The sequence below is a fragment of the Aurantimonas manganoxydans SI85-9A1 genome, from assembly GCF_000153465.1.
In the GTDB taxonomy this organism is placed as follows: Bacteria; Pseudomonadota; Alphaproteobacteria; order Rhizobiales; family Rhizobiaceae; genus Aurantimonas; species Aurantimonas manganoxydans.
The window spans coordinates 742,581-764,636 of record NZ_CH672387.1 but is presented as its reverse complement, the minus strand read 5'-3'; the positions used below and the strand labels follow the sequence as shown (position 1 = coordinate 764,636).

General features: G+C 66.9%; 17 protein-coding genes. 11 read left to right on the top strand and 6 right to left on the bottom strand.

Annotated features, from left to right (window positions below):
* Window positions 1–322: 322 nt before the first annotated feature.
* The 6 genes from SI859A1_RS03670 (at window position 323) to SI859A1_RS03645 (ending at window position 7,695) form a co-directional block, all read left to right on the top strand.
* Window positions 323–1,348: a TRAP transporter substrate-binding protein gene (locus SI859A1_RS03670; protein ID WP_050767425.1), complete on the top strand. Its 1,026-nt coding sequence runs from the start codon at window positions 323–325 to the stop codon at window positions 1,346–1,348.
* A 75-nt stretch (window positions 1,349–1,423) separates the two neighbouring features.
* Entirely contained in the window at window positions 1,424–2,023 is a 600-nt protein-coding gene (locus SI859A1_RS03665; protein WP_009208510.1) for a TRAP transporter small permease subunit, read from the top strand.
* Complete coding sequence (locus SI859A1_RS03660; protein WP_009208509.1) at window positions 2,024–3,352, top strand: TRAP transporter large permease; 1,329 nt, start codon at window positions 2,024–2,026, stop codon at window positions 3,350–3,352.
* A gap of 272 nt (window positions 3,353–3,624) precedes the next feature.
* Window positions 3,625–5,430: a potassium/proton antiporter gene (locus tag SI859A1_RS03655; RefSeq protein WP_009208507.1), complete on the top strand. Its 1,806-nt coding sequence runs from the start codon at window positions 3,625–3,627 to the stop codon at window positions 5,428–5,430.
* Window positions 5,431–5,633: 203 nt separating this feature from the next.
* Window positions 5,634–6,827, top strand: coding sequence for a phosphoglycerate kinase (locus tag SI859A1_RS03650; RefSeq protein ID WP_040325174.1), 1,194 nt, complete (start codon window positions 5,634–5,636; stop codon window positions 6,825–6,827).
* A gap of 94 nt (window positions 6,828–6,921) precedes the next feature.
* Window positions 6,922–7,695 (top strand): SGNH/GDSL hydrolase family protein, encoded by a 774-nt coding sequence (locus SI859A1_RS03645; protein ID WP_009208505.1) that lies wholly within the window; start codon window positions 6,922–6,924, stop codon window positions 7,693–7,695.
* A 53-nt stretch (window positions 7,696–7,748) separates the two neighbouring features.
* On the opposite strand, the gene SI859A1_RS20150 is transcribed toward SI859A1_RS03645, so the two are convergent.
* Window positions 7,749–9,734, bottom strand: a complete 1,986-nt coding sequence (locus tag SI859A1_RS20150) for a sensor histidine kinase (RefSeq protein WP_081451322.1) — start codon at window positions 9,732–9,734, stop codon at window positions 7,749–7,751.
* A gap of 529 nt (window positions 9,735–10,263) precedes the next feature.
* On the opposite strand from SI859A1_RS20150, the gene SI859A1_RS03635 reads away from it, so the two are divergent.
* Window positions 10,264–10,917, top strand: coding sequence for a class I SAM-dependent DNA methyltransferase (locus SI859A1_RS03635; protein WP_148233718.1), 654 nt, complete (start codon window positions 10,264–10,266; stop codon window positions 10,915–10,917).
* 93 nt (window positions 10,918–11,010) lie between these two features.
* Here the strand turns inward: SI859A1_RS03635 and SI859A1_RS03630 are convergent, their stop codons facing one another.
* Complete coding sequence (locus tag SI859A1_RS03630; RefSeq protein WP_040326245.1) at window positions 11,011–12,030, bottom strand: ligase-associated DNA damage response exonuclease; 1,020 nt, start codon at window positions 12,028–12,030, stop codon at window positions 11,011–11,013.
* A 135-nt stretch (window positions 12,031–12,165) separates the two neighbouring features.
* Here SI859A1_RS03630 and SI859A1_RS21730 point away from each other — a divergent pair, with 135 nt between their 5' ends.
* Both SI859A1_RS21730 and SI859A1_RS03620 read left to right on the top strand, forming a co-directional pair.
* A complete protein-coding gene (locus SI859A1_RS21730) occupies window positions 12,166–12,555 on the top strand; it encodes a SpoIIAA family protein (RefSeq protein ID WP_040325171.1) in 390 nt (129 codons plus the stop codon).
* Between the two features lie 3 nt (window positions 12,556–12,558).
* Window positions 12,559–13,185 (top strand): YitT family protein, encoded by a 627-nt coding sequence (locus tag SI859A1_RS03620; protein WP_009208501.1) that lies wholly within the window; start codon window positions 12,559–12,561, stop codon window positions 13,183–13,185.
* Here the strand turns inward: SI859A1_RS03620 and SI859A1_RS03615 are convergent.
* Window positions 13,170–14,873: a mechanosensitive ion channel family protein gene (locus SI859A1_RS03615; RefSeq protein ID WP_009208500.1), complete on the bottom strand. Its 1,704-nt coding sequence runs from the start codon at window positions 14,871–14,873 to the stop codon at window positions 13,170–13,172. The two genes, SI859A1_RS03620 and SI859A1_RS03615, sit on opposite strands and share 16 nt — an antisense overlap.
* A gap of 168 nt (window positions 14,874–15,041) precedes the next feature.
* Here SI859A1_RS03615 and SI859A1_RS03610 point away from each other — a divergent pair, with 168 nt between their 5' ends.
* Window positions 15,042–15,890, top strand: coding sequence for a DMT family transporter (locus SI859A1_RS03610; RefSeq protein WP_040325169.1), 849 nt, complete (start codon window positions 15,042–15,044; stop codon window positions 15,888–15,890).
* A gap of 39 nt (window positions 15,891–15,929) precedes the next feature.
* On the top strand, window positions 15,930–18,518 hold the full coding sequence (locus tag SI859A1_RS03605) for a ligase-associated DNA damage response DEXH box helicase (protein ID WP_009208498.1): 2,589 nt from the start codon (window positions 15,930–15,932) through the stop codon (window positions 18,516–18,518).
* Between the two features lie 22 nt (window positions 18,519–18,540).
* On the opposite strand, the gene SI859A1_RS03600 is transcribed toward SI859A1_RS03605, so the two are convergent.
* From SI859A1_RS03600 to SI859A1_RS03590, 3 genes are all read right to left on the bottom strand, one after another.
* Window positions 18,541–19,350, bottom strand: coding sequence for a transglutaminase-like domain-containing protein (locus SI859A1_RS03600; protein WP_009208497.1), 810 nt, complete (start codon window positions 19,348–19,350; stop codon window positions 18,541–18,543).
* Window positions 19,351–19,567: 217 nt separating this feature from the next.
* Window positions 19,568–20,416 carry a universal stress protein gene (locus tag SI859A1_RS03595; protein ID WP_009208496.1) on the bottom strand — a complete coding sequence of 283 codons (849 nt, stop codon included), beginning with the start codon at window positions 20,414–20,416 and terminating at the stop codon, window positions 19,568–19,570.
* Between the two features lie 112 nt (window positions 20,417–20,528).
* Window positions 20,529–22,013, bottom strand: a complete 1,485-nt coding sequence (locus tag SI859A1_RS03590) for a SulP family inorganic anion transporter (protein ID WP_040326242.1) — start codon at window positions 22,011–22,013, stop codon at window positions 20,529–20,531.
* Window positions 22,014–22,056 lie beyond the last annotated feature (43 nt).

The following is a 22,056-nucleotide window of genomic DNA, read 5'->3' as shown; positions in this document are numbered from 1 at the left end:
CCCGTCCGGTGACTGACAGGCAGCCGGACCAGACCGGACCGGCGCCAACGGGACGGATTCGCGGCGGATATATTACTCTTGCTTGCATGTTTCTGTGCGCAGCTGCGCAATTGGGCAGCAATGGCGTGGGTTTATACTATTCGGGGCGGGCGACTTAACCACGGATGTGGGAAACCAAGTTTTCCGTTGACGCCACAGCCGACGGCCGTATGGTGCGCGGCCAGCTACGGAATTCCGGATCGGCGCGGAGGTTGCGCACCGGATGTCATTGCTCGCGGCAGCGGGTTTCGTAGACGACACAAGACGCTCAGGGAGAAGCAACTTGCTCAATACAACTATTAAGGCCCTTCTGACCGGGGCGGCATTTGCCGTTCTGACCACGGGCGCCATGGCGCAGGAAGTCGCGCTGAAGTTCCAGTCGAGCGATCCGGCCGGCGATGCGAACTACCAGCTCTACAAGGAATGGGCTGACGGCGTCAGCGAGGAGACGGGTGGCAAGGTCTCCATCGAGCTCCTGCCGGTCGGCGCAGTCGTCGACTTCCAGGAAACCCTCGACGCGGTCGGCGCCGGCATCCTCGACGGCCACATCACCGACACCTCCTATTTCGCCGGCAAGGACGCGGCCTTCGGCCTGATCGCCAACCCGGTCGGCGCATGGTCGGACCCGCAGCAGATGCTGAAGTTCCTCAACGAGGGCGGCGGCAAGGAACTGATGAACGAGCTGGTCGAGCCCTACGGCACGCACTTCTTCGGCGGCACCACCCCGGGCCTCGAGGCCTTCGTCTCGTCGGTTCCGCTCGACGGCGTCGATGACCTGAAGGGTCTGAAGCTGCGCGCCCCGGCCGGTCTCGTCCAGAACATCTTCGCGGCCGCTGGCGCCTCGCCCGTGAACCTGCCGACCTCGGAAGTCTTCACCGCCCTCGACAAGGGCGTCGTCGACGCGGCCGACTACAGCGTCTTCCACGTCAACCAGGCGCAGGGCCTCAACGAGATCGCCAAGCACCCGGTCTTCCCGGGCTTCCACTCCATGCCGCTCATCGAGTTCTCGATGAACAAGCAGAAGTGGGATGCGCTGCCCGAGGACGTCCAGAAGACCCTCGAGGAATCGGTGGTCGAGCTGGCACAGCGCCAGAACGCCGCGCTGGCCGACAAGAACAGCAAGGCTGTCGAGGAAGCCAAGGCGCAGGGCGCCACGATCCACGACTGGTCCGACGAGGAGCGTGCCAAGTTCCGCAAGATCGCCATCGGCGAGTGGGAGAAGCAGGCCAGCCAGTCCGAGAACGCGCAGAAGGTGTACGACACCCTGACGACGTATCTCGAGAAGGAAGGCCTTCTCGCCGCACAGTAAGCAGACCGAGTATGACCGGCGGACGGGGCAGCGCGCCCCGTCCGCCTTTTTTTCCTCACCAAGGACGATCCGAGCATGACTCGTGACCCCATAGCCGTGGACGGACGCGATCCGGACCTCAGCGCCACCAGCGAAGGCACCGGAGACACCACGCCCGAGGCGGGGTTTCTCGGGCGCAGCGTCGAGCGAGTCGGCATTGTCTTTGCCGCAGCCATCGTCCTTGCGGCGGCCATTCTTCTGTTCGAAATCTTCATGCGCTATGCGCTCGACAGCCCTACCAACTGGGTGCACGAGCTGAGCATCTTCCTGTGCGCGATCGCCTTCATCTACGGCGGCCTGTTCTGCGCCGCCCGCGACAGCCACATCCGTGTCGTGCTGATCTATGACGCGCTCGGCCCCCGCCTGCGGACCGTCTTCGACGTGGTCATCTACGTCATCAGCGCGATCTCGGCGGCCTTCTTCGCCTGGGCCTCTTGGCTCATGGTCAAGGGTTCGTTCTGGACCCCGAGCGGCGATTTCCACATGGAAGGCACCGGGTCCGCCTGGAACCCGCCGACCCCCGCCCTTCTGAAGGGCTTTCTGTTCATCGTCATGATCATTCTGGCCGTCCAGTTCGTGGTGCTGGCCGTCAATCATGCTCGTCGCGCGCGGCGCGGTTCCAAGCAGGACGCATAAATGGCCGAAATTCTCGACCTCGGCATCAATCTCAAGGCGCTTGGCATCGGCTACGGCACCCTGGTGATGTTCCTCATGCTGTTCGGGTTGCTCCTGACCGGCATGCCGCTCGCCTTCGTCACGCTTCTCGTGGCGCTGATCTTCGCTCTCGGCTGGTTCGGTCCGATGGCGGTGCCGCTGATCACCAGCCGGGTGTTCAGTTTCGTCTCGTCCTTCATCTTCGTGTCGGTGCCGATGTTCGTGCTGATGGCGGCGATCCTCGATCGATCCGGCATCGCGCGCGACCTGTTCGACGCCATGAAGCTGATCTCCAACCGCATTCGCGGCGGCGTGGCGATCCAGACCATCTTCGTGGCGGTCATCCTGGCGGCGATGAGCGGCATCATCGGCGGCGAGATCGTGCTGCTGGGTCTTCTGGCGCTGCCGCAGATGCTGCGCCTGGGCTACGACCGCAGCCTGTCGATCGGTGTCGTCTGCGCCGGCGGCGCGCTGGGCACGATGATCCCGCCGTCGATCGTCCTGATCGTCTACGGCCTGGCGGCCAACGTCTCGATCGGCGCGCTGTTCACCGCGTCCTTCCTGCCGGGCGTCATGCTGGCCAGCTTCTACGTGCTCTACGTCCTCTTCCGGGCGTATTTCACCACGGGCGCCGCGCCGGATCCCGATCCGGAGATCATTCCGCTGTCGCAGAAGATCGCGCTGCTCAAGGGCCTGATCCTGCCGCTTCTGGTCGTCACCTTCGTGCTCGGCTCGATCTATGGCGGCATCGCCTCGGTCACCGAAGCATCGGCGATCGGCGTCGGCGGCGTGCTCCTCGCCACCGTGGTGCGCGGCGAGTTCACCTTTGAGCTGCTGCGTGGCGCGGCCATGCAGACGCTGGCCACCGTCGGCATGATCGTCTGGATCGGCATCGGTGCCAGCGCCATCGTCGGCGTGTTCAACCTGATGGGCGGCATCGACTTCGTGTCGTCGCTGATCATCGGCATCTCGGACGAACCGATCTACGTGCTGCTGTTCATGATGCTGATCCTGTTCGTGCTCGGCATGTTCCTCGACTGGGTCGGCATCGCGCTGCTGACGCTGCCGATCTTCGTGCCGATCATCGTGGAACTGGGCTACGATCCGATCTGGTTTGGCGTCCTGTTCTGCATGAACATGCAGGTGTCGTTCCTGTCGCCGCCCTTCGGCCCGGCCGCGTTCTACCTGAAGAGCGTCGCACCCCCGGAGATCTCGCTCGGCGACATCTTCAAGGCCCTGCTGCCGTTCATCGCGCTGCAGATCCTGGCGCTTGCCGTGCTGATCATGTTCCCGGGCATCACCGGGCGCTGATAAGCAGCACAGGGCTGCAAGCCATCGAGGCCGGTCCGCCATCTTGGCGGGCCGGCCTTTTTCATGCGACGGCAACCATGTTGGCCGAACCCGGAGCCTATCCGGCGCGCTACCGCGAATTTTCAGCGTCGGGGGACCTGTCCGAGTGGATACCTGACGAAGGCCGGCTATATGCTGGCCTTCGTGGCCCTGCGGCCGCCGGCGGCGCGGCGCTCAGCCCCGGAGGCGGCGCGCGGGCCCAGCCCTTGTGAGAAGGACTGCCGATCCCGCCGATGCTCGAATCGCTTTACCTCGTCATCCTCGTCGGCACCGTCCTCATCCTGCTGGCCGCGTTTTCCAGCCTCCTCGCCTTCCGCTTCGGCGCACCCCTCCTGCTCCTGTTCCTGTCGATCGGCCTTCTGACCGGCGTCGACGGGCTGGGCATCGACTTCGACAATGCCGACCTTGCCTATTTCGTCGGGACGCTGGCGCTCGCGATCATCCTGTTCGATTCCGGTTTCGGCACGTCCCTGCAATCGTTCCGCCAGGCCGCGGTGCCGGCGGTCATGCTGGCGACGGTCGGTGTCCTCATCACCGCGGTCCTGTTCGGCTTCGCGGCATCATGGCTCTTGGGCCTCCCGATCCTCGAAGGCATGCTGCTCGGCGCCATCGTCGGCTCGACCGACGCGGCGGCCGTGTTCTTTCTCCTGCGCGTCGGCGGCATCACCATCCGCGAGCGCGTCCGCTCGCTGCTGGAGATCGAATCCGGGACCAACGATCCGATGGCGATCTTCCTGACCATCGCGCTCGTCGAGTTGCTGTCGTCGGGCATGGGACTGGACGAACTCGGCGCAGACGTCTTCCTCGGCTTCGTGCGCCAGATGGGTCTCGGCGTGGCCTTCGGCTTTGCCGGTGGGTGGCTGATCCGCACGCTGGTCTCGAAGCTGGCGATCGATCGCGGTCTCCTGCCGATCTTCACCCTCGCTCTCGCCATGCTGGTCTTCGCCGCAACGGGCGCCGTCGACGGCTCGGGCTTCCTGGCCGTCTATATCGCCGGTCTCTATGCGGCCAATAGCGGCCTGCGCAGCGCACCGAGCCTCAAGCGCTTCCAGGACGGGCTGACCTGGCTTGCGCAGATCGTCATGTTCCTGATTCTCGGCCTGCTGGCGACGCCATCGGAGTTCGGCGCCATCCTTCTGCCGGCCATCGCGCTGGCCGCCTTCCTGATCTTCGTCGCGCGGCCCTTCGCGGTCTGGCTGTGTCTTCTGCCCTTCGATTTCCAGCGCCGCGAAGGCGCCTTCATCTCCTGGGTCGGCCTGCGCGGCGCGGTCTCGATCCTGCTCGCCATCGTGCCGCTGATCGGCGGCCTCGACGAAGCGCGGCTGTTCTTCAACACCGCCTTCATCATCGTCCTCGCCTCGCTGCTCGTGCAGGGCTGGACGCTGGGTCTCGTCGCCCGCCGCCTCGGGCTTGTCGTGCCGCCGCGGATCGGGCCGATCGAGAAGGTCGAACTCGAACTGCCGGGCACCGCCAATCATGAGCTCCTGTCCTACCGCGTGGTTCCCGACAGCCCGGTGGCCCGCGGCGAGCGCATTCCGCGCTGGGCCCGCCCCTCGCTGGTCATTCGCGACGGCCAGTCGATGCGCTATCAGTATGCCGGACGCCTGCGGGCGGGCGACTACGTCTATCTCTTCATCTCCCAGCGCTATCCGCCGCTGCTCGACCGGCTCTTCGCCAGCCCGGCGCGGGTCAGCCCGGACGATGCCGAGTTCTTCGGCGAGTTCACCGTCGATCCCGCCTCGCCCGCCAGCGGCCTTGCCGTCGCCTATGGTGCCCGCGTGTCGGACGCCGAGGCGGATCTGTCGATCTCGCAGATGATGATTGCGCGCCTCGGCGGCCGCGCCGAATATGGCGACCGAGTCACGGTGCGGCCGGTGGAACTGATTGTCCGCGAGGTCGGCGTCGACGGCAACGTCGCCAGTGCCGGCCTGTCTCTGGAGCCGGAAGGCGGGCGCGGCGGCCAGATCCCGCTCTTCCTCAATCTTCGCGATCTCCTGGCACTGGCGCGCAAGGTGCTGGGCCGACGCAAGGCGGACTGAGGCGGGAAAGCGAAAACCGGCCGCCGGCGCGCCAACGCCGTTGCCCTCGCTCGGCCTCCCGCGCTACATCGCCCTCGGCGCCCGCGGCACGGCCCGGGCGCTTTCGACGGGGCACCCGCATATCGACGGGGCGCGGACGGTTCGCCGGCGTCCTTCTGGCCTGATCCGGCGCCCCTCGGCGTGTTTCCATGAGGAGAACCACCATGACGCAGTTCAAGACGCTCGACGATGCCGACGTCACCGGCAAGCGCGTATTGCTGCGGGTCGACCTGAACGTGCCGATCAAGGATGGCGAGGTCGGCGACCGCACCCGCATCGAGCGGATCCTGCCGACCATCCGCGAGATCGCCGACAAGGGTGGCCGCGTCATCCTGCTCGCCCATTTCGGTCGCCCCAAGGGACAGCCGAACCCGGAGATGTCGCTGGAGCCGCTGGCACCCGTCCTGTCGCAGATGCTCGGAACGCCGGTCGGATTTGCCGATGATTGCATCGGCCCCGTCGCCGCCGGCATCGTCGCGGCGCTGAAGGACGGCAATGTCGTTCTCCTCGAGAACACCCGCTTTCATGCCGGCGAAGAGAAGAACGACGAGGAATTCGCCAGCCAGCTCGCCTCGCTCGGCGACATCTTCGTCAACGACGCCTTCTCCGCTGCCCATCGCGCCCATGCCTCCACCGAGGGCCTGGCGCGCCATCTGCCGTCCTATGCCGGCCGCACCATGCAGGCCGAGCTGGAAGCGCTGGAAAAGGGCCTTGGCAATCCCGAACGCCCGGTTGTGGCCGTGGTCGGTGGCGCCAAGGTCTCGACCAAGATCGACCTCCTGAGCAATCTCGTGACGCGCGTCGACGCGCTGGTCATCGGCGGCGGCATGGCCAACACCTTCCTCGCCGCACAGGGGATCGATGTCGGCAAGTCGCTCTGCGAGCATGATCTGGCCGATACCGCCCGCGCGATTCTGGACGCCGCGAAGACGGCCGGCTGCGAGATCGTCCTGCCGGTGGATGCGGTCGTTGCCGGCGAGTTCAAGGCCGGCGCTGCCAACGAGACCGTCGCCGTCGGTGCCGTTCCCGCCGATGCGATGATCCTCGATGCCGGGCCGAAGACCGTCGACCTGGTCTCCGGCTGGCTCGACAAGGCGAAGACGCTGGTCTGGAACGGCCCGCTCGGCGCCTTCGAGATCGAGCCCTTCGATGCCGCCACCATGGCCGCCGCCCGCCATGCCGCCCGTCGCACGAAGGCCGGCGACCTCGTCTCGGTCGCCGGCGGCGGCGATACCGTCGCGGCGCTCAACCAGGCCGGTGTCGCCGACGATTTCACTTATGTCTCGACCGCCGGCGGCGCCTTCCTCGAATGGATGGAAGGCAAGCCCCTGCCCGGCGTCGAGGTGCTGAAGGCCTGATCCGGACCGCGCCGCGACGTTCAGCCGTTGCGGCGGGTCCGTCTCGGACCGATCCCGACCCATTTTCGACCTTACAACGCGACGGAGCCGCCCTATGGCCATTGGCGACGCCTTCCTCTCCTGGCTCCTGTTCCCCGTCTATGTCTGGCAGGGTCTCGGCGTGCGCCGGCGCGTCGAGCGCATGGTGCCGCCGGCCGGCCGCCACAGCGGTCTCTGCGGAACGTCCTCCGGGACAGACGCCCCGATCCGCCTGCTGGTCATCGGCGACAGCTCGGCCGCCGGTGTGGGCGTGGACGTGATCGAGGACAGCCTGGCGCCGAAACTTGCCGAACGGCTCTACGCTTTGTCCGGCCGGGATGTCCTCTGGCGCGCCGCCGGCTCCAATTCCGCCGTCTCGGCGGACATCCGCGATCACGTGGTGCCGCATCTGGATGAACCCTTCACCCATATCGTCCTGATGATCGGCACCAACGATGCCAAGAACTTCCACGGCACCCTGCGCTTCAAGAAGGCGTTCGGCACGCTGCTCTACGCCCTCAAGGCCAAATGGCCCGACGCCCGGATCGTCTGGTCGCCGCCGGTCGATCTGAAGCGGGTACCGGCGCTGCCACGCGGCCTTGCAACGGTGCTGGAACTGCGCGCCCGCATCGTGCGCCGCATGGGCGCGCGGCTCTGTGCCGAGCGCGGCGCCATCTCGGCCACCACCCTGCCCCGCGTCGAACCCGCCGGCTTTTCCCGCGACGGCTTCCATGCCTCGATCGAGGGCTACGCCTATGTGGCCAACCATCTGGTGACCTATGTCGTCGGCGATGCGGCGGCGTGGAGTACCGGTACCTCGGCCGGTTCACCGGAGACGGCGCCGGACTGAACGGCAGATCCAACCGTCAGAAGTGCGCGCCATCGTGCGCGGCGGTCCCGTACTCAGGCATCGACGCTCGTGGGGCGCGGCCCGGCATGCTCCTCCAGCTTCTCCATGGTGAGGATCACGCGCAGGCCTTCCGGACTGATCTGTCGCTGGATGCCTGCATTCAGGCGGCTGGCCATGGCGTCGAGCATCACCGAGCCGAACCCCGTATGCTGCGCCTGATGAAGCTCGTCGCCCGTCGGGGGCTCGGTCGGCGTTTCCGCCCACACCATCCGCACCGAGCCATCGCCGGCCGCCGACCAGCGAACTTCCAGAACGCCGCCGCTCCCGCGCAGCGCGCCGTATTTGGCCGCATTGGTCGCCAGTTCGTAAAGGATCAGGCCAAGCGGTGTGACGGAGGAGGAGGAAACCGTCACCGGGTCGCCCTCGATGGTCAGCTTCACCTCGTCGATCCCGGCATAGGGCTTCAGAACGCTCGTCACGATCCCGGCGAGCTGCGTTTCGCGGGCGCTCTGGGTGTCGGCATGCGCCCGGGCCAGCGCGTTGATCCGTCCGCGCGCCTCGTCCGCGGCTTCCATGGGGGTTGCGGCATGCTTGGCCGCCAGCGTGACCAGCGAGGCGGTGATGGCGAAGAGGTTCTTCACCCGGTGATCGAGCTCGTGGGTCAGCATCTCGGCATTGCCATGGGCCTTTTCGAGCCCGCGATTGGCCACTTCCAGTTCCTCGGTGCGCTCCTCGACCCGCCGCTCCAGCACACGGCCCGCCTCCCGCAGCTGTTCGGTCAGCGTCTCGTTTTCGCGCCGATAGTCCCGTAGCCAGCTCGTCGCCCGGCGCATTGCCTGCCGGGTCCCCGCCAGTTCCTTGGTCCACATGGACGGCAGCGGAATATCCCCGAAATCGCCCTCGGAGATGCGCTCCGCTTGGCACGCCAGGGCGCCGATTGGCCGCGTCAGGGCCCGTGCCAGGAGCACGCCAAGCAGTGCGGTCAGCGCCGCCACGCCCGCGACCACGGCAATTCCGATGTTGCGGACGCTGTAGATCGGTCCGAGAATGTCGCTCTCCGGCAGATAGGTGACGACCGCCCAGGGTGTCCGCGACCCGGCCAGCCGTTTCACCGCGCCGCGCCAATTCTCCCCACCGGCTTCGAAGCGGGTGAGCCGCGTCTCGCCCGGCTTCACGTTGGCGAGCCCCCCGGGCAGGGTGCTGACCGCCTGAGCCAGTGCCGGATCGTCGATTTCCCAGACCCGGGCGAAGCGCTGCCCGCCGGACACGTCTTCGGCAAGCAGGAAGGAGGAGTCGCGGTGGGCGATCACTTCGCCCGACTGCGAGACGATTGCGGCGGACCCGCGCTCGCCGATCCTCAGACCGTCCAGGAATTTCGACAGGGCATGGATCTCGATGTCGATGCCGACCGCGCCGCGCATGCCCAGCCGATCATCGGCTCGCACCGGTGTCGCGACCGTGATTCCCGGCCGCTGCGACGAGAAGAAGATGTAGGGGTCGGTCCAGACCACGTCGCGGCTCATCGACGCCTTCACGTACCAGGGCCGCGTGCGCGGATCGTAGGTATCGGCATCGTCGCGGCGCCGCGATACCGGCCGCAGATCCTCCGTCAGATAGACCAGTTCCACCGTCCGGGTCGGCTGCGTCGCGATCCGCTTCATCCGGTACTGGGCGCCCTCCACGGTGGTGTCGCGGCTGACATAGATGAACGACCCATCGGCAGCGCCGTAGAAGATGCCGGCGAAATCGATCCGCGAACGCAGGATTTCGTAGAAATAGCGCTCCAGCGCCGGGCGGTCCGCGGTGCCCAGAACCGGGCTTTCCGCCAGACGCTGGGACAGTGCGGCCGCATCGTCCGCGGGGTTGAGGAAGTTCTGGGTGAAGGTCGTGGTGTCGTCGGCGACCCGCTGCGTCAGCTGTTCGGCATAGGACAGGAGCACGCTCTGTGACGCGAAATAGGTCAGCGCCAGGATCGCCAGCAGGGCAACCACCTGCAGCGCGACGAGTGTCGACGTCAAAACCGTTCGAAAGGACCACATGCCGCCTTGTCCTCCCCACCCCAATGGCAGGACAGGGACGAGTGTGACCGCACCGGCCGCGATCTACAACCCGGCGGCCTGCCGGACATGACGGCATCCTGACGGACGCCCCCGCCGGAAACGCTGGTACGAAGTGCAGCCCGAGCAGCACCGGCCCCCGTCGAAGACAAGTGGGTGACCCCGCGCCGATCAGGGCGAGAACACGCACGCTAAGCCGATGATATAAAACCATATCGCGCCAGATCGGACAGTCATCGGAAAGACACGGATGTCGCGGCCGGTAAACCGGTTAATATCGCATCAGCAAATTCGCGCAGAGCCGCGGAGCACCGACTGCATCTGCGACGTTTGCGATCGCGGATAAATTTGCGAGAAACCGATCAATGGTTTGCGATCAATCGCTTATCGATGGCGCGGGTCGGATATTACTCGCTGAACGGGCACCGTCTCGCGCCGCAACGGTTATAACCATTTGCGTCCCGTGGTATGTGCAGTGCGTCATGGCACCGCAATCGACAGGAGACGACATTTGCACGATTCCGTCAGCACGATTCATGCCTCGCACGCCCTTGATGGGGATCCGGACAAGCTGAACGACTATTATGCCGGCTGGGCCGGCCGCTACGACAAGGATGTCGGCGACCAGGACTATGGCTGTCCGCGCGTCGTCGCCTCGACCGCGCTGCTCGTGGCCGAGGCCTATCTCAACAAGGCACCCGGCGAGGTGTCGGTTCTCGACGCCGGCTGCGGGACCGGCCTTGCCGGCGAGGAACTGCGCAAGCGCGGCTTTCGCCACGTCGACGGCTTCGACCTGTCCAACGAGATGGTCGACATCGCGGCGAAGACCGGCGTCTACGGCAAGCTCGCCGGCGGCATCGACCTCAACGAGGATCACGAGAACCCGCTTGAGCAGCAATACGACATCATCGTCTGCGCCGGCGTCTTCACCCTCGGCCATGTCGAACCCCGCGCGCTGACCCGGATGGCGCGGTATCTGAAGGCCGACGGCCTGATGGTGATCTCGACCCGCAACAGCTATCTCGACGCGTCCGACTACGCCGCCGTCAGCAGGCGGCTGGAGGAAGAAGGCCTCGTCAGGCTGGTGATGGAGATCCCTAACGCCCGCTACATCGCCGAGGAAGGCGCGCATTACTGGATCTACGGCCGCGGCCCGAGAGCCTGAGGCGGTCGGCCGAACTGAACGGCATGAGGGCGCTCCGGCACTGACGGGAGCGCCCTCTTCTTTGGTCGATAGCCCGATCTACGCGAACCCGCTCTATTCCGCCTCGTCCTCGTAGCCGACCAGATGCAGCGGCCGGGCCCGCGTCTGGCGCAGTTCGCACCAGCGCACTAGCGCCTCCTCACGGCCATGGGTCACCCAGACCTCCTGCGGTCCGATCTCGTCGATCGTCTCGGTCAGTTCGTCCCAGTCGCAATGGTCCGAAATGATCAGCGGCAGCTCCACGCCGCGTTGCCGGGCGCGCTGGCGCACCCGCATCCAGCCCGACGCGAAGCACGAGACCGGATCGGGAAACCGCCGGGCCCATTTGTCGGCGAAGGCCGAGGGCGGCCCCACCACCACCGTCCCGGCAAAGGCCGCCTTCGCCGTGCCCGCCTTGGCGTCGACGGTGGCGGGGCGCAATTCCCCGAGATCGATACCCTCGCTCTGGTAAAAGTCGCAGAGCTTCTTCAGCGCGCCGTGAATGTAGATCGGGGCGTCGTAGCCCGCATCGCGCAGATGTTTGATCACCCGCTGCGCCTTGCCCAGCGCATAGGCGCCGACCAGATGCGTGCGCTCGGGAAACTGCGCCACGGAGGCCAGCAGCTTGTCCACCTCCCCCGCCGTGTCCGGGTGCCGGAACACCGGCAGGGCGAAAGTCGCCTCGGTGATGAAGACGTCGCAGGGCACCGGCTCGAAGCCGGCGCAGGTCGGATCGGCGCGCCGCTTGTAGTCGCCGGACGCCACGATGGTCAGCCCCTTGTGCGACACCGCGATCTGCGCCGACCCCAGCACATGGCCCGCCGGGTGGAACGTCACGGCAACATCGTGGATGCGGACCGTCTCGCCGATCGCCGCCTCCTGCCGTTCGACGCAGAACTCCTCGCCGTAGCGCACGGCCATGATCGCCAGGGTCTGGCGCGTCGCCATGACCTTGGTGTGGCCGGACCGGGCGTGGTCGGCATGGCCATGGGTGATCAGGGCCCGCTCAACCGGGCGCACCGGATCGATGAAGAAGTCTCCCGGCGGGCAGTAGAGCCCCTCCGGCGTCGGTCGCAGCAATTCGTCGGGACGCATGCGAAATTCCTCGTGGCGATGCTGCAGGGTCGGCTGCGCCGGCAAAGCCAAATCGCCGGGCGTGCATCGTGGTTCCTTTCGCAGCGCAACAGATTATGCTGGAAGGAGCGATCCACCACCATTCGAGTCCGACCGATGCTGACCATCATTCCCGAATCCGACGCCGTCATCGCCTTCGAGATCGACGGCCGCATCGACAAGGATGACGTCGAACGCGTCATTGCGGTCATCGACACCAAGCTCGCCGAACGGCCCGGCGCGCTGTCGATCCTTGTCATCGTGCGCGAGGTCGGCATGTTCACCCCGGCAGCGATCGCCCGCGACCTGCAATATTCCCTCGGCCGCTTCCGCGACCTCTCGCGCTTCCGCCGCGTCGCGGTGGTCACCGACAAGAGCTGGGTGCGCTCCTTGGTCGGGCTGCAGGACCTCGCCATACCCATGGTCGACATCAAGGCCTTTGCCCTTGCGGACGATGACATCGCCCGTCTCTGGGTGAGGAACGGCAACCCTGCGGCGACCTTCTGAGCCATGACCTCGGGTTTCGGACGCTGGTCGGCAACGGCCACCCACCATTCACCGCTCGAGGATGCGCAGGGCATCCTGACCGGCGCCCTCATGGTCACGATCGGCCTGTCGATCCTGGCCCATCTCGGCTTCGTCACCGGCGGCACGGCCGGCCTGGCGCTGATCGTCTCCTACGCCACCGGCTGGAACGTCGGCATCGTGTTCTTCCTGATCAATCTGCCCTTCTACGGCCTGGCGATCACCCGCCTCGGCTGGGCCTTCACCATCAAGACCTTCCTCGCCGTCGCCTGCCTGTCCGTGCTGACGGCGCTGCAGCCGGAATATTTCACGCTCGGCGCGGTGAATCCGCTGGTCGGTGCCGTGCTCGGCGGCGTCCTGATCGGCTACGGGCTCCTCGCCTTGTACCGGCACCGCGCGAGCCTTGGCGGCGTCGGCATCCTGGCGATCTACCTGCAGGACCGCCTGGGCTGGAAGGCGGGGCTGACGCAGCTCGCCGTCGATCTGGTGATCCTCGCCGTGTCCTTCGCCGTCGCCGACCCCGTCGCTATCGTCTATTCGATCGTCGGCGCCGTGGTTCTGAACCTGTGGCTCGCCGTCAACCATCGGCCGGACCGCTACATCGCCGCCTGACGCGAACCGTCGCCCTCGCGCGGGTCCACGGCGGCCACCAGTTCCTCGCGCTCGCGCGGCAGGTAGACGGCCCGGTCCGCGACAGGCCCGCCATTCTCCGCCTCAAGCCGGACCACGGCCTTCAGCATCGCCTCGCGCAAGCGGCACTGCATCGTCCAGCCGATCGACGGATCGGAGGCCGCCGCGAGGAACCAGACCAGCATGCCGGAACGGTCCTGGTCGACCACATAGACGTCGGCCGTCTCCCGGTTGATGACATCCTCGTCGTTCTGGACGAACTCCTGGAAGGCCTCGCGTAGCCGGTCGACGTCGGCCCGGTGGTCGAGCCGCAGCGCCACGATCTTGGTGATGCTGGAATCCTGCTTGGTCCAGTTCTCGAAGGTGTGGGAGACGAGCTCGTTGACCGGCACGATCAGGCGTCGATTGTCCCAAGTCTGCAGCTGGATGTAGGTGAAGTTGATCTTCTCCACGTAGCACCACTGGTCGTCATAGAGCACTGCGTCGCCGATGCGGGCGGTCTTCGCCAGCGCGATCTGCAGGCTGGCCATGATATTGGCCAGCACCGAACGGGCGGCGAAGGCGAGCACCAGGCCGATCACCCCGGCCGAGGCCAGCAGCGAGAAACCGAGGGACTCGAACGCATTCGTCTGGATCAGCACCAGCGACACGCCGGCGCCCAGCGCCAGCACGATGGCGACGCGCCGGGCCGCCGAGATGTTGGTGTAGAGATCGCGCTGCTCGGCCGCTTCGGAATCGCCGAGCGCCTCGACGTTGCGCTGAACGACGCGGTCGAGGACGGCATCGACGATCCGCACGCCGATCATGGCCAGCGCAATGACGAACAGGGTCGACTGCAACGGCGTCAGGAACCGGTTCACCGCCCCGGAGAAGGTGAACAGCAGCGTGTTCACCAGCGAGAAGGTGCCGACGCAGGCCATCAGCGCGACCGGCATCTGGATGGAGTCGAGGATCCGCCGGGCAATACGCGAGGGCTGCCGCCACTTCACCCGACCGACCCAGGCGTGGACCAGGAAGGCGGCGCCGATGGCGATCAGGAGAACCAGGGGCAGCGCCACCACCTCCCACCAGGCCAGCGTCCAGAAGGCGCGTTCCCGCAGGAAACCCGGCAGCGACTCCTCGAAGCGGGTCGGACCGTAGATTTCGTGGAGGGCCAGAATGTTGCCGACGGTCTGCCGGGAGAACAACCAGACCGGCTCGCCATCCGCAGGCTTGACCCGCGCAATCCGCACCGAGACCGGCCGGTCCGGCAGTTCGAGGATCGCCAGCCGGATGTTGCGGCGTGGCTCTCCGGCCATCGGGTTCTCAGCCGCGACGTTGGTCGCCATCGCGTCGGGCCGGTCCGACAGATCGCCCCAGTCGAGCCACATGCCGTTCTCGGCGATGTCGAACATCCGCTTCGCCAGCACCGGTCCCATCTCGGCCTGCAGCGCCGGGTCGATGTCGGAAAGGTCGAGCATATGGGCCGCCATCTCCCAGTTCCTGGCGTTGGCGGCGGCGACAAAGCTCTCCATCATCCCCTGTGGAGTCTCGTGACCGATATACGCCTCGGCCGGGGGCAGGCCGCTGTTCAGCGTGTCGATCTCGTAGTAACGGGTCGGCGCACTGTCCTGCGCGGCGGCACCGGTCAGCGTCGCGAGAAGGATGAGGAAGACGGCAAGCAAGCGCATCGGCGGGCCCGGAATGAAGGTTCGTGGTCGAGAAGTCTGCCTAACTAGGCAGCCGGGCCCCTTCGCCTAGCTTAGCAATTGCAGCAACGGCGATCCGGCACCCCGGAGCCTCTCCGCGAAACCGGTGCACGGACTGACGCGGCCCGACGAGACAAGGCGGCGCATTTTATGACAGCGACCATTCGGCTGACCGTTGCGGCAATGATCGCCTTTGCCGGCAATTCGCTGCTGGCGCGCCTTGCTCTCGCCGACGGCGCCATCGACGCGGCGGGCTTCACCGGCCTGCGGCTTCTCTCCGGCGCCCTGGTGCTGGCGTTCATCCTCCTGAAGGCACGAGGCCAGACGGCGGTGCGCTGGCGCACCCTTGACGGAAGCTGGGCATCGGCGCTGGCGCTCTTCCTCTACGCCCTCGCCTTTTCCCTTGCCTATCTGAAGCTCGGCGCCGCCGTCGGCGCGCTGATCCTCTTCGCTGCGGTGCAGGCCTCGATGATCGGCTGGGGCCTCATCCGGGGCGAGCGGCCCGGTGCCCGTGAGGCGCTGGGCCTCCTCGTGGCGGCCGGGGCCTTCGTCTGGTGGCTGGTCCCGGGCCTCACCCGACCCGATCCGCTGGGCACCGCGCTGATGATCGTCTCCGGCATCGCCTGGGGCGTCTATTCGCTGCGCGGCCGAGGCGCGGCCGACGCGACCCGCGCCACCGCCGGTAATTTCATCCGCACCGTTCCGCTGGCATTGCCGCTCGTTGCGCTCTCGCTGTTCCAGACGGGCATCGGCGGTGCCGGCCTCCTCATCGCCATCGTCTCGGGCGCCGTCACCTCCGGCCTCGGCTATGTCCTGTGGTACCGGGCGCTCAAGGGCCTGACGGCACTGTCGGCGGCGATCGTGCAATTGTCCGTACCGATCATTGCTGCTTTGGGCGGAGTCCTGTTCCTCTCCGAGAACCTCGGCCAGCGCTTCGTCATCGCGGCCGGTCTCGTTCTTGGCGGCATCGCCTTCGCGCTTTCGACACGCCGACGCTGAAACGGGACATCGGCAGGGCGCGACACTATCTGAAGCGCTGTGACAGTCCGACCCGACCCCTTCCTGCCCGGCTCCGCGCCGTTCCCCCTGCCCGCGCCCTTCCTGGAATGGTTCGCGCGCAATGGCTGGAGCCCGCGTCCGCACCAGCTCGACCTCCTGGCCCGGGCCGAATCTGGCGCGTCGGCGCTGCTGATCGCGCCGACCGGGGCCGGCAAGACGCTGGCCGGCTTCCTGCCATCGCTGGTCGATCTGCACCGGCGTGGTCGGCCGAAGCCCGGCACGCGGCCCTATGGCATCCACACCCTCTACATCTCGCCGCTGAAGGCACTGGCCACCGACATCGCCCGCAATCTGGAAAAGCCGGTCGCCGAGATCGGCCTGAAAGTGACCCTGGAGACCCGCACCGGCGACACCTCGCAGGTGCGCCGTCAGCGCCAGAAGCTGAAACCGCCGGACATCCTCCTGACGACGCCCGAGCAGCTGGCCCTGCTGATCGCCGGCAAGGACGCGCGCGGCTTCTTTTCGGACCTGCGCTACGTGATCTTCGACGAGCTGCATTCCCTGGTCACATCCAAGCGCGGACACCTTCTGTCGCTGGGCCTGGCGCGCCTGCGCATGCTGCGCCCGGACATCCAGACCATCGGCTTGTCGGCGACCGTGTCCGAGCCCGACGACCTGCGCCGTTGGCTGGTCTCGCAGGCGCCCGGCGGCGACGTGGCGGAGATCGCGGACGCGGATGGCGTACTGCCCGACGTCGCACCCGACGCTGATCCTCGCCTGTCGGAGCTGATCACCGTCGCCGGTGGCGCCAAGCCGGAGATCACGATCCTGAAATCTTCCGAGCGTGTGCCCTGGCAGGGGCATACGTCGCGCTACGCCATGCCGGAGATCTACGAGGCGATACAGGCTCACAAGACGACGCTGCTCTTCGTCAACACCCGCTTCCAGGCCGAGATGCTGTTCCAGGAGCTGTGGCGGATCAACGACGAGACACTGCCGATCGCGCTGCATCACGGCTCGCTGGATGTCGGGCAGCGGCGCAAGGTCGAGGCCGCCATGGCCGCTAACCAGCTGCGCGCCGTCGTCGCCACCTCGACGCTCGATCTCGGCATCGACTGGGGCGATGTCGACCTCGTCGTCCATGTCGGCGCGCCGAAGGGAGCCTCGCGCCTTGCCCAGCGGATCGGCCGCTCCAACCACCGCATGGACGAGCCGTCCAAGGCGATCCTGGTGCCCGCCAACCGCTTCGAGGTGCTGGAGTGCCAGGCCGCGCTCGACGCCAACTATCTCGGCGCACAGGACACCCCCGCCATGCGCGACGGAGCGCTCGACGTCCTCGCCCAGCATGTCCTGGGCATGGCGGTGGCCGAGCCGTTCCGGGCCGACGACCTCTATGCCGAGGTGACCACCGCCGCGCCCTATGCAAGCCTCGATCGCGAGACCTTCGACCGGGTGATCGACTTCGTCGCCACCGGCGGCTACGCGCTGCGGGTCTATGAGCGCTATGCCAAGATCGTGCTCACCGAGGACGGCACCTGGCGAGTCAGCCATCCGCGCATCGCCCAGCAATACCGCATGAATGCCGGCACGATCCTCGACGCGCCGTCGCTGCAGGTGCGACTGATCCGGCGCCGCACCAAGAGCGCCATTGCCCGCGGCGGGCCGATCCTCGGCAAGATCGAGGAGGGCTTCGTCGAGGCGCTGGCGCCGGGCGACACCTTCTCCTTTTCCGGACAGGTGCTGCGCTTCGAGACGATCCACGAGAACCAGTGCCTCGTCACCAAGGCGGTGTCGGAGGATTCCAAGATCCCGACCTATGCCGGCGGCAAGTTTCCGCTGACGATCTTTCTGGCCGCGCAGGTCCGGGCGATGCTGGCCGACCCGGCACGCTGGGGCGAACTGCCCGAGCAGGTGTCGGACTGGCTGGCCATCCAGCAGCGCAAGTCGCTGATCCCCGGCCCCGACGAGCTGCTGATCGAGACCTTTCCGAACGGCAAGCGCTTCTTCCTCGTCGCCTATCCCTTCGAGGGGCGGCTGGCCCACCAGACCCTCGGCATGCTGCTGACCCGGCGTCTGGAGCGGGCCCGGGCCAAGCCGCTCGGTTTCGTCGCCACCGACTATGCCATCTCGATCTGGGGCCGCGGCGACATGGGCGCAATGATCGCGGACGGGCGCCTGTCCCTCGATGCGCTGTTCGACGAGGACATGCTGGGCGACGACCTGGAAGCCTGGATGGCCGATTCCTGGCTGCTCAAGCGGACCTTCCGGCAATGCGCGGTGATCTCGGGCCTGATCGAGAAGCGTCATCCGGGCCAGGAAAAGACCGGCCGCCAGGTCACCGTCTCGGCCGACCTGGTCTACGACGTGCTGCGCGCCCACGAGCCGGATCACATCCTGATGCGTGCCACCTGGGCCGACGCCGCGACGGGCCTTCTGGACGTTTCGCGGGTGTCGGACCTTCTCGGCCGGATCAAACATCACATCGTCCACAAGGACCTCGACCGGGTCTCGCCACTGGCCGTGCCGATCATGCTGCAGATTGGCCGCGAGAGCGTCATGGGCGAGGCGCGCGACGACCTCCTGGCCGAGGCGGCGGAAGAGGAACTGGTCCGCGCCGCGCTCGACTGAGCCGCGGCGTTGGCGATTTCGGCTAAGCTGGGATCTCGTCGGTCCAGACCTTGAAGCCCGTCAGCGTGTTCGGCCCGAAAGTATGGGTCAGCGGCACGTCGGAGGCGTCGCGGCCCTGCGCGATCAGGACACGTCCCCAGCGCGGCGCGTTGTTGCGCGGATCGAAGGTCCACCAGCGGCCGCCGAGATAGACCTCCATCCAGGCGGCGAAATCCATCTCCCCATGGGGCGGTGCCAGCCCGATGTCGCTGATGTAGCCGGTGCAGTAGCGGGTCGGGATGTTCATCGCCCGGCACATGGCGACGGCGAGATGGGTGTAGTCGCGGCACACCCCCACCCGTTCCGAATAGGTCTCGGCCGCGGTGCGCGTCGGCCGGGAGTATTCGTAGCCGAAGCGCACATGATTGTGGACGAAGTCGCAGATCGCCTGCACCCGCGGCCAGCCGAGCGGCGTGTTGCCGAACAGCCTCCACGCTTCCTCCGACAGGAGATCGGTCTCGCAGTAGCGGCTGCCGAGGAGAAACAGCAGCGTATCGGCCGGCAGATCCTCGACGGCGTGCTGCACGGCGTCGAGGCCGACCGGATCGGACAGGCCGTCGTCGTGGATGATCCCGTCAGTGCCCAGCGTGAACGCTCCGGCGGGCGCGACCAGCCGGTTGCACCAATTGCCGAAGCTGTCGCGGTAGTTCTCGATGTTCACCGACGGCGTCGTGACCAGATGGTCCGGCCGTTCGAGCGACCCGGCGCGCGAATAATGAACGTTCAGATTGATGATCATCGGCGTCGGCATCGGGAACTGGTAATTCAGTTCGCAGCCCAGTCGAATGCGCATGCGCGCCCCTTTTCCCGAGCCTTGCCCATCCCGCTCCGCCCGGCCACGGCGGCAACGGTCTTCAGCTGTTGCGCGCCGCACTGCCATGCAGCAGGACGCCGGATCCGGCGCCGCCGGCGCGGGCTCGGCCAGCCTCTTCAAACCCTAGGCGCTCGCCAGGGGTTTGGCGAGGCATCGTTCTTGCGCAGAAGCAGGCGCGGCGGGCAGCCAGTTCGGCCTAGCGGAACATCAGCACCGGGCGCAGGCACGAGCGGACGATCTCGCTGGTGGTCGAGCCGATGAAATAGCTGCGGATGCGCGAATGGCCGTAGGCGCCCATGACGATGAGATCGATCTCGTCGCGCTCGACATGGGCGGCGATGACGGCGTCGGGCTCGCCTTTTTGCAGAATGCCGGTGGCGTCGTAGCCGGCCGTGTTCAGCGTTTCCACGGCCCGGTCGAGCCGCGCGTCACTGGTCTTGTCGGAGACCATCAGGAGTTCGCAGGCCGCGCCCTTCAGAAGCGGGCTGGCGACCAGATGGTCCAGCGCCTTGCCAACGCTCGGACCGCCGTCGAAGGCGACGAGGAAGCGCTTGACCGGCCGGAAGGCCCGGGCGCTGACCAGCACCGGGCGTGTCGCACCGCGCAGGACGCGTTCCAGGTTGGAGCCGAGATGCAGCTTGGCGAAATCGGCCGCCTCGCCGCGCTTGCCGATGACCAGCAGTTCCGCGCCGCTCTCCTGCTCGCGAACCGTATCCACGAGGTCTCCCGACAGGAGCCGTTCCGAGACGGTCTCGACGCCGCGGTCGCGCAGCCGCGCGGCGCCTTCCGAGAGCACCAGCCGGCCGCGCTTGCGGGCCAGCCGGCCCTTCTGCTCATCGAACTCGGCCAGTTCCTTCAGAAGCTGCTCGCGCTCGCCGAGATCGAGGCTGCCGGAATAGTCCGCCGGCGCCGACGCCGTGTCGCGCCGCCCGATGACGTGCAGGAGATCGACCTCGGCCGACAGCCGTTCCGCCGCCCAGGCGGCGTTGTCGCAGACGCTCTGCGAATATTGCGAACCGTCGACGAGTGCCAGGATCTTGGTCATCTGGGTCCTCCCTTGCGCGGCGAGTGCTCTCGCCTGTCCTTCGGACGCAACCCGCAGGGCGGCCCCCGCCACACTGACGGGAACCGGCCGGGTTCGCCTGCTTCCATCGGTATTAGTGGCCCGGGGCCGTGTCCAGCGCGCCCGGCTTGTCGGCGACGCCGAGCCGGTCGACCAGGGTCGTGCTGGCCTCGTTCATGCCCAGCACCTCGACCTCGGTGCCCTCGCGGCGGAACTTGATCACCGCGCGGTCGAGCGCGCCGACCCCCGACAGGTCCCAGATATGGGCCCGCGAAACGTCGATGATCACCTTGTCGAGGGCTTCCTTGAAGTCGAAGGCGGCGGCGAAATCCTCCGCCGAGGCGAAGAACACCTGCCCGATCACCCGGTAGGTCCGCTCGCGGCCGTCGCCCGACAGGGTCGAGGTGACCGAGAAGATCTGCGCCACCTTAGAGGCGAAGAAGATGCCCGAGAGCATCACGCCGACGATCACGCCGATGGCGAGATTGTGCGTCCACACCACCGTGATGACGGTCGCCAGCATGACGATCGACGAGCGCCGCGGATGGGTCTTCAGATTGACGATGGATTCCCAGGAGAAGGTACCGATCGACACCATGATCATGATGGCGACCAGCGCCGCCATCGGGATCACCGCCACCCAGTCGCCGAGAACGACGATCAGGAACAGAAGCGTCACGCCGGCGAAGAAGCAGGACAGCCGGCCACGGCCGCCCGACTTCACGTTGATCACCGACTGGCCGATCATCGCGCAGCCCGCCATACCGCCGAAGAAGCCGGTGACGGTGTTGGCGATGCCCTGGCCGTAGCATTCCTGGTTCTTGTTCGAACCGGTATCGGTCAGATCGTCCACGACCTGGGCCGTCATCAGCGATTCCAGGAGGCCGACCACCGCGATGCCCGCCGAATAGGGCAGGATGATCTGCAGCGTCTCGAGCGTGAACGGCACGTCCGGGATGAAGAAGGTCGGCAGCGAGGACGGCAGGTCACCCATGTCGCCGACGACCCGCAAATCGAGGCTGAAGGTCAGCGACAGCGCGGTCAGGACGACGATCGTCACCAGCGGCGACGGCACCGCCGTGGTGATGCGCGGCAGGAGGTAGATGATGGCCAGACCCAAAGCGACCATGGCGTAGGTGATCGACGGCACCCCGACGAGTTCGGGGATCTGCGCCATGAAGATCAGGATCGCGAGGGCGTTGACGAAGCCGGTCATCACCGAGCGCGAGACGAAGCGCATGGCATTGCCGAGCTTCAGGACGCCCGCCAGCAGCTGCAACAGGCCGGCAAGGATCGTCGCTGCAAAGAGATACTGCAGGCCGTAATCGGCGACCAGCGTGATCATCAGGACGGCCGTGGCCGCCGTCGCGGCCGAGATCATGCCCGGTCGGCCGCCGAAGATCGAGGTAAGGACGGCGATCGAGAAGGAGGCGTAGAGGCCGACCTTCGGGTCGACGCCGGCGATGATCGAGAAGGCGATGGCCTCGGGGATCAGGGCGAGCGCCACGACGAGACCGGACAACAGGTCGCCGCGGATATTGCCAAGCCAGTCGGCGGAAAGGGTGCGAGTCGAGAACATCGGCTCCAGGAACATCTGCACGTCGTGCGGCTGCGGTGGCTTC